General features: G+C 28.0%; 10 protein-coding genes and 1 pseudogene. 4 read left to right on the top strand and 7 right to left on the bottom strand.

What is annotated here, in order from left to right; genetic code table 11:
• Positions 1–169: 169 nt before the first annotated feature.
• From lptD to rsmA, 4 genes and pseudogenes are all read left to right on the top strand, one after another.
• Positions 170–2329, top strand: a complete 2160-nt coding sequence (lptD, locus tag BOBLI757_RS00635) for an LPS assembly protein LptD (protein WP_158332961.1) — start codon at positions 170–172, stop codon at positions 2327–2329.
• Positions 2330–2372: 43 nt separating this feature from the next.
• Entirely contained in the window at positions 2373–3704 is a 1332-nt protein-coding gene (locus tag BOBLI757_RS00630; RefSeq protein ID WP_082087393.1) for a peptidylprolyl isomerase, read from the top strand.
• Positions 3705–4053: 349 nt separating this feature from the next.
• Positions 4054–4679 (top strand): annotated as a pseudogene (locus BOBLI757_RS03280) (4-hydroxythreonine-4-phosphate dehydrogenase PdxA).
• 25 nt (positions 4680–4704) lie between these two features.
• Positions 4705–5496, top strand: a complete 792-nt coding sequence (gene rsmA, locus BOBLI757_RS00620) for a 16S rRNA (adenine(1518)-N(6)/adenine(1519)-N(6))-dimethyltransferase RsmA (protein ID WP_046304616.1) — start codon at positions 4705–4707, stop codon at positions 5494–5496.
• Positions 5497–5819: 323 nt separating this feature from the next.
• Here the strand turns inward: rsmA and BOBLI757_RS00615 are convergent, their stop codons facing one another.
• The 7 genes from BOBLI757_RS00615 to ileS all read right to left on the bottom strand — a co-directional run bounded on the left by BOBLI757_RS00615 (position 5820) and on the right by ileS (position 16794).
• Positions 5820–6362, bottom strand: a complete 543-nt coding sequence (locus tag BOBLI757_RS00615; RefSeq protein WP_046305383.1) for a dihydrofolate reductase — start codon at positions 6360–6362, stop codon at positions 5820–5822.
• 106 nt (positions 6363–6468) lie between these two features.
• Positions 6469–9708, bottom strand: coding sequence for a carbamoyl-phosphate synthase large subunit (carB, locus tag BOBLI757_RS00610; protein WP_046304615.1), 3240 nt, complete (start codon positions 9706–9708; stop codon positions 6469–6471).
• Positions 9709–9720: 12 nt separating this feature from the next.
• Positions 9721–10875, bottom strand: a complete 1155-nt coding sequence (gene carA / locus BOBLI757_RS00605; RefSeq protein WP_046304613.1) for a glutamine-hydrolyzing carbamoyl-phosphate synthase small subunit — start codon at positions 10873–10875, stop codon at positions 9721–9723.
• Between the two features lie 235 nt (positions 10876–11110).
• Entirely contained in the window at positions 11111–11944 is an 834-nt protein-coding gene (dapB, locus tag BOBLI757_RS00600) for a 4-hydroxy-tetrahydrodipicolinate reductase (RefSeq protein WP_320408688.1), read from the bottom strand.
• A gap of 411 nt (positions 11945–12355) precedes the next feature.
• A complete protein-coding gene (ispH, locus tag BOBLI757_RS00595; protein WP_046304611.1) occupies positions 12356–13297 on the bottom strand; it encodes a 4-hydroxy-3-methylbut-2-enyl diphosphate reductase in 942 nt (313 codons plus the stop codon).
• Positions 13298–13486: 189 nt separating this feature from the next.
• Positions 13487–13969: a signal peptidase II gene (gene lspA, locus BOBLI757_RS00590; protein ID WP_046304608.1), complete on the bottom strand. Its 483-nt coding sequence runs from the start codon at positions 13967–13969 to the stop codon at positions 13487–13489.
• Positions 13969–16794 carry an isoleucine--tRNA ligase gene (gene ileS / locus BOBLI757_RS00585; protein WP_046304606.1) on the bottom strand — a complete coding sequence of 942 codons (2826 nt, stop codon included), beginning with the start codon at positions 16792–16794 and terminating at the stop codon, positions 13969–13971. Before ileS ends, lspA begins: the two co-directional genes overlap by 1 nt.
• Positions 16795–16810: the final 16 nt, after the last annotated feature.

Genomic DNA, 16810 nt, shown 5'->3' with positions numbered 1-16810 from the left:
ACATAATTTTATAAAATACTGCGCTTTACAACTACTAATAAATTTAATTTGCATAATACTATGTAATCAATGCGTATTAGCCAACTCATTAAATACAACATTACAAAAAACAAAAAATAAAAATAAGATATCAAATACACAAAATACACAAAACTTTAAACAAATTTTAATGTGTATTAAATCTGATAAAGTAGAATTATATAATAACAACAAAATAAAATTTACTGGCAATGTTACAATAAAACAAAGCGATATTATACTTAGTGCCAATGAAATTAATATATACAAACAATCAAAAGATAAAAAAATAAATTTACTAACTGCAAATGGCAACGTACATTATAACAATGGTAAAATTGCATTACAAGGAAATCAAGTCATATCAAATATCAATAATAAAAATCTTGACATTTACCACGGAACATACCAATTTTTAAAACAACAAGGCTATGGTAATGCACATTTTATCATGCAAAGAAATAATCACCGTTATATCATATTAAAAAAAGGAAATTTTAGCTTTTGTATACCAAAAAAAAAACACTGGAGCATACAAGGATCAGAATTAATTTATGATGATAAAAAAGAAATAATAGATATTTGGCACGCGTATTTCAATATAGGAAATATACCTGTCTTATTCATCCCATACTTAACTTTTTCTATAAATAACAAAAATAAATCAAGATTTTTATCGCCTAAAATTCAATACAGTAACCAATGTGGTTTTGGATTTAATTTACCCTATATCCTAAACATCAATGCTTATTCTAATGTCACAATTTCACCAAATTATGACAACAAACAAGGCATGCAACTATATACTAAACTGAACTATGATGGTCCTTTCGGAACAAATGTAATAAAATTTAATATACTACACAAGAATAATTTTTACTATAAACAACATCAAAAAATCTTCACACATGCAATAAATTATTGGCATTTATATTGGAAATGCAGGGGAATAATTAATAATCAATGCCACTTCAATAGCGACTATACTAAAACTAGTAATTATCATATGCACATATCTAATAAATACATGAATACTAACAATAATTACAACACTCAAAAATTATGGATAAACTATGATAATCATAACTTACATGCTGCACTATCAATAAAAAAATTTGATATACATAACAAAAATAGTAATAACAATATTTATCAAGCATTACCACAACTAGACATAAACATTTGCCAATTTGATTATCGATTAACTAAAATACAAATATCAAACCAAATAACACATTTCGTAAATACAAATCATATATACCCCGAAACTATTAGATTACATATAGAACCGCTCATAAAAATACCTATTAATAATTGTTTCGGTCGCATAAATACAGAATATAAACTACAAATAACACACTATCAACAAAGCAAAATAGACCATTATAATACTAATAAACAAAATACTAACAAACTAAAACCCACTATAACTCGCGTTATACCTCAATTTAAAATTGAAGGTAAAACAAAACTAATAAAAAATAATAAAAACAAACACCACTACTATCAAATACTGGAACCACATATCCAATATTTATATATACCATATTATAACCAAAAACATATCGGTATATATGATTCTTCTATAATGTCTCCAATAGATTGTATCGAATTATTTAGAGACTCATGTTACAACGGACCAGACCGCATTCCATCTGCTAATCAATTAACTAACACAATAACTATGCATATTTATAATAAAAATAAAGAAAAAGAAATACTAAAAACTTCTGGAGGACAAATATATTGTTTTTCTAAATCTCGCACAGGAGATGCCAATAACTTTTTAGACAAATATGGAAAAACTGGCAGCATGATATGGATTATCAATAGCCATTGGTACATTAATAATAAATACAATATAATACACAATATTCAATATAACTCTAATTTTAATTATATAACAGCAAATGAAAGCATTTTAGAATATAAAAAAAATAACAATCACATACTTCAATTAATCTGGAACTATACTAATATGCAATACCTTAAAAAAATACTATTAAACAATAAAATACCTACACATCAACAAAATAACAATCAAATAAAAATTATAGGAACATGGCCATTAAAAAGAAATTTATCTTTAAATAGTAAATATATTTATGCGATAAGACAAAACCATCCAGTTACTTACTTGACAAGTATAAAATATACAACGCACTGCTGGACAGCAGATATAAACTATGAAAGGAAAATTAATACTTATATCAATAAAAATAACACTATAAAAAATAATACATACGATAATAAAATTTCATTCAATTTTACACTACATAATGCAAAAAATAACAATAAGAATACGATATAAATAATCCAAAACAATCTACATTAAATACATAAATAAAATTTAAATGATGAACAAAAAATTTTTTATTTTAATTTTCACATTACTTATTCATAACAACATTACAGCATCAATGATAAGTGATGAAATAATCGCCATAGTTAATGACAACATTATTTTAACAAGCGATATCACTCGTGCACTAAAATTAATGAAATATAACAATTTTGCTTTTGATCAAAAATTGCAAACAAAACAAACGCCATATACAAATCTTATTGATCAACTAATCATGAATGAATTAATAATACAAATGGCACATAACTTAAATATTACAATAGACGATTCTTATCTTAACAAAATTATCGATGATATTGCAATACAACATCACTTAACCACTGAACAACTTTATCGATACTTATCTAAAAATCACATAAATTATAATACTTATAAATCACAAATACGTAAAGAAATAATTATTTCAGAAATACGTAACCATGAAATACAGCAACGTATTTACATATTTCCGGATGAAATAAATAAATTAACAAAAAAAATAGCTACATATGTTCAAAACAATGCTATATTTAAATTAAATTATATAGAAATCATGTTGCCTAAAAATATTGACCAAAAATACAAAAACAAAGCTAAAATAATAGCCACGAATTTAGTGAACACAATCAACAAAGGAGCAAATATCACAGATATTATCACAAATTATAATGAAAAAAATATTAAACATAACAATACTAATAATAAAATCTTAATAACAAACAATACAATCAAAGGAAAACTAAAAAATTTACCAACTACCATAGCAAAAAAAATAATAGAAATTAATCAAGGCAATACTATTGGCCCCATAAACTTTGACAATGGTTTTTACATTTTAAAAATTAACAATGTATACATTGACAATCAAAAATTTTTCGGAACAGAAATCTACACAAAACAAATTTTTTTAAAAAATTCATTAGTCAAAAACGACCAACAAACATATATATTATTAAAAAATATTGCTCAAAAGATAAAAAACAAAGAGATTGATTTTAACATCGCTATTAAACAAATTTCAAAATATTACAACTTAGAAAAACAAAACGAAGAAATAAATACAAACAATATAGAAGATTTTGATCCAGAAATTAGAATTGCATTAATGTCTTTAAAACAAGACGAAATTAGTGAACCCATACATACCCATTATGGTTGGCATTTAATTAAAATACTTGATATTCATCAAGTGATGAACATTACATCTATACAAAAAAATTATGCTCATAACCTTCTATATTACAATAAATTTATTAAAGAAATGCAAAATTGGTTCCAAGAACTACGCTCTCATGCTTATATTAAAGTTTTAAAAAACAACATAAATAACAACAATGCATAAAAATAAAAAACGTATTATAATTTCCCTTGGAAAACTTGCGGGAATCGGTCCCGATGTCGTCATTATATTAACACAAAAAACTTAGCCAGTTAAACTAGTTGTATGTAGTGACAAAAATCTCATAAAAGACTGTACGAAACAATTAAGATTACCAAGAAAATTACACCCCTATCAAAAAAAAGTCTCACCTAATCTCTATCATGCTAAAAAATCACAATATACTACATATAAATACCCAAAGCACAGTAACAAACGGCATACTAAATCCTGCAAATAGCAAATATTTTTTATTATATTAAAAACACTCAATCGCGCTTGCAAAGATTGTTTAAAAGATGAATTTTCAGCAATGATAACTGGTTCTATGCACACAGTCATTATTAATGATACCGATATACCATTTAAAGGACGTACAGAATTTTTAGCAAAAAACAGTGGAAATAAAAAAGTAATCATGATGTTTCTTAATAAAAAATTACGCATTGCTATAGCCATGACTCATATACCAATACTTGAAGTACCAAAAAAATTACTAAACAACTCATTAACGACACCATACTTATTTTAATAAAAAATTTAAAGAAATACTTTAATATTCCACACCCTACTATTTATGTTTGTGGTTTAAATTCTCACGCTGAAGAAAATGGTTATATAGGAACAAAAGAAATAGAAATTATAATACTATCTTTAAACCTATTACGTTCTCAAGGACACAATCTTATAGGCCCATTATCCGCTGACACAATTTTTCATACAAAATATCTAAAAAATGCTGATGCTATATCTATATTAATAATGTATCATAACCAAGGACTTCCAATACTAAAATACAACTATTTTTGTAGTTCAGTAAATATTACACTTGGTCTTCCATTTATTCAAACATCTGTTGATCACGATATTGCTATAAAACTAAGCTGGTTTTCAGGTATAGTTCAAACTAAAAGCATGAAAATATGGCTATTAAACTAGCTACTAATATAATAAAAGGTAATTCATGAAAAATCATTTTTTCTATCAAAATCATAAAATATGTAAAAAATTTGGGCAACATTTCTTACATAATATAAACATAATTAATTCCATAATTCACTTTATCTCTCCTAAAAAACATGAATCAATAATTGAAATCGGTCCGGGACTCGGAGCTATAACTATACCAATATCACAATATGGAAATCACATAATAGCAATAGAGATAGACAAAACTTTAGTACAAAAACTTACAAAAAATTTTTCTAATCAAAAAAAGATAAAAATTTTACAACACAATATACTATCAATTGATTTACAAAATCTAAACATAAAAAAACCAATACGTATTTTTGGAAATTTACCTTATAACATATCTACACCAATTATATTTCATTTATTTAACTACATTAATCTAATTCAAGATATGCATTTTGTATTACAAAGAGAAATAGTAAACAGATTAATAGCAAATCCAAATAATAAAAAGTACGGTAGACTAAGCGTTATGGTTCAGTATTTTTGTAAAATTTTTCGTTTATTAGAAATACCATCTCATTCTTTCACACCTGCTCCAAAAGTACACTCTACTTTAATAAAATTAATTCCACATACCAAAAAGCCTTATACAGCGAACAACGTAAATAAATTGTCGATTATTGTAAAAACAGCATTTAGTCAAAGAAGAAAAATGATTAAAAATAGTTTAAAATTTTTACTAAGCGTCAAACAAATAGAAAAACAAAATATCAATCCTGAATTACGAGCAGAAAATTTAAATATAAAACAATACTGTCAATTATCAAATGCATTATAATTAAAATATAAAAACACACATTATATATCTTACTAAATAAAATAGACAACATGCAACAAACGTTGAATTGTATTATATAAATATATATATGTACAACAATTTTTTAATACAACATATTAAAATATAATCAACAAAATTTTTAATATAGTTCTATGATATAATTTATAATTAATACAAAAAAATAAATATTGATAATTATTCAACAAAATAAAAAATATTCAACATCAAAATTACAAACTAAATTTTATCAAAACATCTTACTATCACAAATAACATAAACAACTACAATTCTATATATCCTCTATCCTAATAAAAAATCTTATTCAACTTAACTTATTTATATTAATGTCAAAACGTTCGAAAATTTTAAAACACAAAATATAATCAATTAAATAATAATTATAATAAAATTTTAAAAATATTAATTTCCATTCCAACAAATTAAAAAAAGGAAAAAAAACATCTCCTGAAACTTCAATATTTAAATAAGTTAAGTAAAGACGACTAGCATATGGCATAAAAATGCTGTAAATTTTTCCACCACCTATTACCATAACCTCATTACTATTTACTACTATATCACTTTTAAGAAACAAAAAAGCCTCTTGTGGTGTCCTAACAAAAATCACATCTCTATATTTATATTTATTTTTTACTTCACGAGCACAATTACTTAACACAATATTCAATCTACCTACTAGTCCTTTACCACCGATAGATTCAAAAGTTTTGCGTCCCATAATAACCGGTTTATTTAATGTATGCAACTTAAACCATTCCATATCTAATTTGCAACTCCACGGAATACAATTATGTCTACCAATGACATGATTAATTGTTAACGACGCTATTAAACTTATCAACATATTTAAAATCAACAAAACAACTAATAAAACATAAAAAAATAATTTATATTATATAATTACCAAGATACAAAATTCACAAATAAATTTACTTATGAAGACATATTAACTATTTAAATTTATCAAAATTTCTAGCATGAATATCTTGCACCGATATTACATGATCTTTCGCATCAGCATTAAGAGAAATAGTTGTTGCAAAACTACCATTTAATGTTGTATTATAGTGTACCTGGTATTGCAAAGCGTCCAGTCGAATCAATGTATCATCCTGAACTGATTGAGTGTTTTTAGTTGTAATAGTATCAATAATATAACTATAATCACCATTTTTAATCTTACTTTGAATAGACTCGACATTTTGATGTACATAATTCACCACAAAAGAACTAATCCCAATCTCATTTAATAATAAAGCAGTACTTTTAGTTACATCTAGTTTAAACCCATGTTGAAGCAATTTCATTACTAAAACCATTATACGATCTTTATCTTCTTTACAAAATGATAATAATACTCGACCATTTTTCTTTATTTTAAAAGATGTACCAAAAATCGCTTTCGAAAATGCTTCAGCAAAAGTATAACCCATACCCATAACCTCACCAGTCGATCTCATTTCTGGACCAAGTACCGGATCAATACCTGAAAATTTATTGAATGGTAATACTGCTTCTTTAACCGAAAAATAAGATGGAATAACCTCATTAACAAAATTCTGTTCAGACAAAGATATACCTACCATAACACGAGCAGCAATTTTCGCTAACTCTAAACCAGTAGCTTTAGAAACAAATGGTACTGTACGAGATGCTCTTGGATTGACCTCAAGAAGATATACATCATCACCTTTAATTGCAAATTGAACATTCATTAAACCTCGTATTTTAAATGCAAAAGCTATTTTTTTTACTTGATAACGCAATACATCTTGCACCTCCTTACTCAAAGTATACGGAGGTAAAGAACATGCTGAATCCCCCGAATGTATCCCAGCTTGTTCAACATGTTCCATAATGCCACCTATTAGTACATTTTCCCCATCACAAATAGCATCAACATCTACCTCTATTGCATCATTTAAGAATCTATCTAACAATACTGGTGCATCATCAGATGCAGTCACAGCATTATTAAAATAATAACGTAATTCACTTTCATTATGCACAACCTCCATTGCCCTCCCACCTAAAACATAAGATGGACGTACAACTAAGGGATAACCAATCACTGACGCTTTTTTTATAGCTAAATCTAATGAAACAACAGTTGCATTATCAGGTTGTTTTAAATTTAAAAACTTTATCATTTTTTGAAATTTTCTTCTATCTTCCGCTTGATCAATTGAAGCAGGGTCAGTTCCAATGATAGGAATACCCATAAGAGCCATAGCCTTAGCTAATTTAAGAGGTGTTTGTCCACCATACTGAATAATTACTCCTATCGGCTTTTTAAGTCGTACAATTTCCAATATATCTTCAAGAGTAATTGGTTCAAAAAACAAATAATCAGATATATCGTAATCAGTAGAAACAGTTTCTGGGTTACAATTAACCATAATTATTTTATAACCATCTTGACGCAAGGCCAATGCCGCATGAACACAACAATAATCAAACTCAATACCCTGACCAATACGATTTGGACCGCCGCCCAAAATCATTATTTCCTTATCATCCTGTTTATAATCAGATTCACATTCACTATCATAAGTAGAATACATATAAGAAGTATTAGTTCCAAATTCCGCGGCACAAGTATCAACTTTTTTATATACTGGATATACATTATACTCCTCACGTAATGCACGTATTGTACCTTCTGTAACACTTACTAAACTAGATAATCTAGCATCAGAAAAACCTTTACGTTTTAAAAAACGTAAATAATCAATATTCAAACAAGATATACCTTTAGATATTACATATTCCTCTAAACAAATCAATTCTTTAATTTGCGCTAAAAACCAAGGATCAATATTAGTTAAATAACATACTTCGTCCACTGACATTCCAATACGAAAAGCATCTGCTATATACCAAATACGATTACTACCAGCATTTTTTAACTCATACTGAATAATATGAGATGCATTATAGATATTTAAATCTATTATAGGATCAAAACCAGTAACTCCGATTTCTAAACCACGTAATGCTTTTTGTAAGGATTCTTGTTGAGTACGTCCAATTGCCATGACCTCACCAATAGACTTCATTTGTGTAGTTAACCGATTATTTTGATTAGCAAATTTCTCAAAATTAAACCGTGGAATTTTAGTAACTACATAATCAAAAGAAGGCTCAAAAGAAGCTGGAATATAACCACCAGTAATATCATTCATAAGCTCATCAAGCGTATAACCCACTGCTAATTTAGTAGCTATTTTTGCAATAGGAAAACCAGTTGCTTTGGATGCTAACGCAGATGAACGAGATAAACGCGGATTCATTTCAATAATAACTAACCGCCCATTCTTTGGATTTACTGAAAATTGTACATTAGCACCACCACCCTCAATACCTACTTCACGCAAAACTGAAATAGATGCATTACGCATAAATTGATATTCTTTATCTGTTAAAGTTTGCGCTGGAGAGACAGTAATAGAATCACCAGTATGAATTCCCATAGGATCAAAATTTTCAATAGAACATACAACAATACAATTGTCCTTCTTATCTCTTATTACTTCCATCTCATATTCTTTCCAACCGATAAGTGATTCATCTATCACAATTTCATTAATAGGAGATAAACAAAATCCATTATTACAAATTTCTTTAAAAACCTCATAATCATCTGCAATACCCCCTCCAGCCCCACCCATAGTATATGAAGGACGTATAATACAAGGAAAACCAATATTTTTTACAACCATCATAGCTTCTTCAAAATTATGTGCAACAAAAGAACAAGCAGTGTCTAAACCTATTTCTTTCATAATATTATAAAATAACAAACGATTTTCAGCTTGAATAATAGCACGAAAAGTTACACCAATAATTTCTACATGAAACTTCTTTAATATATTTTCTCGCTCCAAATCTAAAATACAATTCAGCGCAGTCTGACCTCCCATAGTCGGTAATATAGCATCAGGTCGTTCTTTTTCAATAATTTTAGCTACTATCTCCCATTGAACAGGTTCAATATACGTAACATCAGCCATATCAGGATCTGTCATAATGGTAGCCGGATTAGAATTAACTACTATAATACGATATTTTTCTTCACGTAAAGCTTTGCATGCTTGCACACCAGAATAATCAAATTCACAAGCCTGCCCTATCACAATCGGTCCAGCACCAAGTATTAAAATATTTTTTATATCGGTACGTTTAGGCATATTGTTTTATTCCTAACTGTTGATTCTATGAGAATGATACACAGAAATTAATTCAACAAAGTAATCAAAAAGCGATGATGAATCATGAGGTCCTGGGCAAGCTTCCGGATGACCTTGAAAACCAAAAGCTGGTTTATCGACACATCTAATACCTTGTAATGTACCATCAAACAAAGAAATATGAGTTGCTTGCAATGTAGCAGGCAACGTATTCGAATCTACAGCAAAACAATGATTTTGAGTTGTAATCATAACTTTATCAGTAATTAAATCTTTAACAGGATGATTACTACCATGATGTCCAAACTTCATCTTCATTATTCTAGCTCCATTTGCTAATGCTAATAATTGATACCCTAAACAAATTCCAAATAAAGGAATACCAAATTTCAAAAACACCTTAATAGAATTAATTGCATAATTACACGGAGATGGATCACCAGGACCATTAGCTAAAAAAATACCATCAGGTAGCATCTTTAACACTTGTTCAGCTGAAGTTTGTGCTGGTACTACTGTCACACGACAACCACGATCAACTAACATACGCATTATATTACGTTTAATACCAAAATCATAGGCTATAACATTATAGACATAATCTCTACATAATGATTTTGTTAATCCATGTTTAATACTCCAACTACCTTCATTCCAAATATATTGTTTAGTAGTACTGACCTGTTTTACCAAATCAATACCGCATAAACCTGAAAATGCACGTACTTTATTTAATGCTAACAATGCACTCGGCTGATTATCATCAGCAATAATGCAACCATTCTGAATTCCTTTACTTCGTAATAATCTTGTCAATTTTCTAGTATCAATATCAGCAATAGCAACGATATGTTGCTGAATCAAATAATCTGATAATGATAAAGTATGACGAAAATTACTGGTTATTAATGATAAATCACGCACAACAAGTCCTTGTACCTGAATACATGAAGATTCACTATCTACTTCATTAATACCAACATTACCAATATGAGGATAAGTAAGCACCACTATTTGCTGTGAATATGAAGGATCGGTAAGAATTTCTTGATAACCAGTTATTGAAGTATTAAAAACAACTTCTCCTACTGACGTTCCATTTACCCCTATAGACCGACCATAAAATGTAGTTCCATCCTCCAAAACTAATAATGCTGATTTTATCAAACACATCTCCCTATCTATCGAATAATATATTATGTGGCGTCTTCATATTTCTCAATACTAATAACTATATACTTATTATTTAACTATTATTTATTATATTTAATTTTTTAGTAACTAAAACTAACAAAAAACATAACATATACACTAAATAATTCGATCTACAATTATATAAAACAAACAAAATACAATTAAATAACACAACTAAATAATTTACTCTTTTTTAATAAATAAAACATTATAATGATGTCAATCCCAACACATCCAACATATTAAATAAACCAATCTTATTTTTATTTAACCACAATGCAGCACGAGCTGCTCCAATAGCATATATCATACGATTAGAAGCCTTATGAGTAATTTCTAAACGTTCACCTTTACCAGAAAACATTACAATATGTTCTCCAATAACGTCACCAGTCCTTATAGCACTCATTCCAATACTATTAGATGCTCGAATATCACCTTGCTGCATGCAATTATATATTAAAGGTTGAAAGTCATCGCCTCCTAATGAATTAATAATACATTCTTTTATAGTTAAAGCTGTGCCAGAAGGCGAATCAAGTTTTCTACGATGATGAATGTCAATAATATCAATATCAACAGATTTACCCATAATTTTTACTATTGTTTGTAATGCAATCAACATTACGTTAATTCCAATACTGAAATTAGAAGATAACACAATACCTATTTGTTGCGCTGCTTTATTAATAATTAACTTTTGTAAATTTGTAAAACCAGTAGTACCTATCACCATATTTTTATGATAATCAAGACAAAATGCTAAATGTTTTAATGTTGCTTCTGGTCTAGTGAAATCAATTAAAATATCAAAATCATCTTTAATATTTATTAAATTATCATGAACTATTACTTCTAATTTTTTTAAACCAACTAATTCACCGATATCTACACCACATAATGTAGAATTAATATTATCTAATCCAGCAGTTAAATTAATACCATCAATATTATTACATAATACTTTTATTAACTCATGTCCCATACGACCATTTATTCCTGCAACACAAACACGAACTTTACCATTATTTATTTTTTTCATAACATTTTTATAATTGATTTAATTTAGTATTAAATAATCTTTTAAGATATTTAATCTAATTCACTTTAATACATTATTAATAAATCCAATTCACAAACTTTATAATTTTAAAAAACACTTTTAATAACAACTAAAAAATACACAACAAAAAAATAGCTCTTCCACTGATGTATTAGAAAACTAACTATATAACAACTCTACAACAAATAATGTATAAGTACTACTTTTATAGTAAGTATAAAAAAACACCTATCTAACTTAATATTTTCAACACCATGACATTATTTATAAAGATAACATATTATATTATTTAAAAAAATAAAAAAATTAAACACAATAATAATATATTGTACTAAACAAAGAAATTTATTACCAAACAAGCAAATAATAAATATTTCTGCTAAACAAATTTTAACTAAAATTTAACTTTTTAGGCATTCTAAAAAACACGTTTTCTTTATAACCATCCATTTCTTCAACTATAATTTCTTCTATATTAAACATTTTTAACTTATTTATAACCTGACTAACTAAAATATCTGGAGCTGATGCACCGGCAGTAATACCAACAATAAATACATTAATAATCCAAGATTCTTGAATATCATTAGCATTATCAATTAAATATACTAATTTACCCATGTGTTTTACTAATTCTGCTAATCTATTAGAATTAGAAGAATTATGCGATCCAACAACAAAAATAATATCTGACTTTATAGCCAAATTATACACTGCTTTTTGACGATTAACTGTAGCATAACAAATATCACTTTTTTTAGGACCTTTAATAAAAGGAAATCGACAACGTAAAGCATGAATAATTTTCAGTGTATTACCTACAGATAAAGTAGTTTGAGTAGTATAATATAAATTGTGTGCATTATTTACTTCTAATGACCAAACATCATCTATGGATTCGATCAAATAAATACCTCCTGTTCTATTACTATATTGCCCAATAGTACCTTCTACTTCTGGATGACCAGAATGTCCAATTAAAATTACTTCCATACCAATATTGCTGGCATGGATAACTTCCATATGCACCTTGTTTACTAAAGGACAAGTAGCATCAAAAATTATTAAATTACGTTGATTAGCTTCAAATTTTACATCTTGCGACACACCATGTGCTGAAAAAATCAATACCGAACCTTCTGGCACCGATTTAATATGTTCAATAAATATCACACCTTTTTTACGTAAACTAGATATTACATAATTATTATGTACCAATTCATGTTTTACATAAACAGGAGGACCGTGAAGAATTAATGCCTGATTAACAATGTTAATAGCACGATCTACACCAGCACAAAAACCTCGTGGATTTGCCAACAAAACTTTAATAACTCATCACTCCTATTTGTAATGATTTTATTTATCTAAACACCACAAATAAAAACAAAAAATCTAATTATATAAATATTAATAATAATATTTTTTTTGAAATTACTTCTGTTTCTTATGTAAATTTTATCACATATAAAACTAAATAATTATTGCTATTTAACTACGACCATAACAATGTATTAAATATTATCGTCTGTAATATAAAAAATCATTACAAATAATTAAAAAAACACCACAAACAATTGCAATATCAGCAATATTAAAAGTCGGATAATGCCACTTATCTATATAAAAATCAATAAAATCTACTACTGCACCACGAAATATCCGATCAAATAAATTACCTAATCCTCCACCAATAATCATAGCATAAGACATATTGACAATAATAACAGAATGATCTAAACGATACATCATTCTTAATAATACAATAATGATACATATAGATATTAAAACAAAACACCATCGGTATTGGATTGTTGAATGATTTAATATACCAAAAATTATACCAAAATTATAAGTATATAAACAATTAACACATGGTATTAACGACTGCATTTCACCAAAATAAAAATGTTGCGCAACCCATTCTTTACTAAATAAATCTACGATTACAATTAGTAATGACAACCATAACCAACGCAATCCTGTGTATTTTAATATTTTCATTAAACAAATTTACGACATTCTCCGGTTCCAAACATATTACTAATGCAACGATTACAAAGATGAGGATAGTTACTACATTCACCCACATCTAATGCATAATGCCAACAACGAAAACATTTTGTTCCACGAGCTTTTTCTAAAAAAATTTTTAATCCATCAAAACTTTCATATATCTTTTTTAATTTATAATGATTTACATAATCATCTACTGTTGCAGCGGATGTAAGTAATAAAAAATCAAGTTCATGACCTAAAGCCCGTAATTTTTTTGCTAAACAAGGTTCTGCATATAATACAACACTAGCTTCCAAAGACGACTTTATCAATCCCTCAGAACAAGCTTGAGCAATTACTCTATTTACTTCATTACGAACTTGAAGCAAAATATCCCAATAATCATTATTCATTAATTGAGCGGAATCTATATCAAATAAATTACTATACCATTCTTCAGTAAAAACGTATTTAGCTCTCTCACCAGGAAGATATTTCCAAATTTCACTTGAAGTAAATGAAAGAATTGGAGAAATCCAGCGTACCATTGCTTCAATGATATGATATAGCGCAGTTTGGCAACTGCGACGTGCTATACTGTTTGCCTGATTAGTGTATTGACGATCCTTAATCACATCCAAATAAAAAGATCCCATGTCTATAGAACAAAAATGCATGATAAGCTTTATCACACAATGAAAATTGTACTTATTATAAGCACTGATAATATTTTTTTGCAAAGAATAGGCTTGACCAACTGCCCATCTATCCAATAGAATCATACATTCTGGTCTTACAGCATGTATACTAGGATCAAAATCACTGATATTACTCAACAAGAAACGAGCAGTATTACGAATTCTACGGTATATATCTATGGAACGTTTTAATATTTCATTAGAAATCGTTATATCATTAGTATAATTAGTAGACGCTACCCACAAACGCAAGACATCAGCACCTAATTTATTTACTATTACTTGAGGATTGATAACATTACCTATAGATTTAGACATTTTATGCCCTTTATAATCTACTACAAAACCATGAGTTAAAACTTGTTTGTAAGGTGCTTTCTTTGTTATTGCAACAGAAAGCATCAATGCCGCCATAAACCAACCTCGACACTGATCTACTCCCTCAAAATACAAATCACTAACTTCACCTAAATGTTCAAATTGTGTAGATAACGCTGAAAAATTACTCGAACCAGAATCAAACCAAACATCCAATACATCAGTAACTTTATTATAATTTAAAACATCATCTCCTATTAAATCTACAGGATTTACATCCCACCATACTTGCACACCTTGTCGTTCAACTAAGCTAGCAATATGTTCCATGACTTCAACGGTACGTGGATGTAAATCATGAGTATTCTTATGCACAAAAACTGGAATTGGTACTCCCCATATACGCTGACGAGATATGCACCAATCAGGTCTATTAATAACCATTGATTGCATACGTAACTTTTCTCTTGCAGGCATCCATTGTACTTTTTCTATTTCTGCAAGCATTAATGTACGTAAATTATTTTTATCCAAACTAATAAACCATTGAGGAGTAGTACGAAAAATCAAAGGAGAAGCATGGCGCCAACAATGTGGATAGCTATGTTCTATAGTTTTTACATATAACAAATTACCTTTTTTATTTAATAGATCAATTATTACATCATTTGCCTCAAAACATTGAATTCCATCCAATTCAGGAAAAGTATTGGCTAAATAATAACCATCAGCCGTAATAGAATCAAATACTTCTAATTGATAACGTTGGGCAATAACATAATCATCAATACCATGTGCAGGTGCAGTATGTATTATACCGGTACCAACATTCCATGATACATGTTCACCTAAAGTAACAGGAACATCAAAATTCATAAAAGGATGACAAAATTTAATATATTCTAATTCACTACCTTTAATAGTTCCTAATATCTTCCAATGAGAAAAATTCATATCCTTCATAATTTTTTCTACCGCAAAAGAAGAAATAATAAATCCTTGTTTATTAATTTCTACTAATTGATAATCAAAATTAGGATGTACAGTAAGAGCACGATTATCAGGCAAACTCCAAGGAGTCGTAGTCCATACAACTAATACAACCAACATATTAGAACGTTTTATACCGAATTTAGCTAAAACTTCATAAATATCTTTTGCTATAAACATAACATAAATGGAAGGAGAAATATAATCACAATACTCCACTTCTGCTTCTGCCAATACAGAACAACAATTAATACACCAATGCACTGGTTTTATACCTTTATAAATATGGCCATTATTAATGACTTTACTCAATACACGTATAATATTCGCTTCAGTAACAAAATTCATTGTTAAATAAGAATTTTGCCAATTTCCTAATACTCCCAACCGTATAAAATCTTTTTTTTGTTTCATTACTTGTTTACTAGCATAATTACGACACATTAAACGAAACTCTGCACAATTTACCTTATCACTACACTTGCTGCTACTTCTCGTTAATTGCTCCACTTTCAATTCTACGGGTAAGCCATGACAATCCCATCCTGGAATATAAGGTGCATCAAACCCCATTAATCCTTTAAACTTAATAATAATATCCTTAAGAATTTTATTTACTGCATGACCGATATGAACGTTTCCGTTAACATAAGGAGGTCCATCATGAAGAAAAAAAATTTCCTTTCCCTTCTTAGAAAAACGAATTAACTTATAAAGATCATCTTCATACCAATTATCCAACATTTCTAGTTCGCTAGAAATTAAATTAGCACGCATAGGAAATTTTGTATGTGGCAAATTCAAAGTATATTTGTAATCAATCATCTAATTATAAATCCTC

This window comes from Blochmannia endosymbiont of Camponotus (Colobopsis) obliquus (genome assembly GCF_000973545.1).
Taxonomy (GTDB): Bacteria; Pseudomonadota; Gammaproteobacteria; order Enterobacterales; family Enterobacteriaceae; genus Blochmanniella.
Note: the sequence above shows the minus strand (reverse complement) of the source record. Positions and strands in the feature narration are given on the sequence as shown.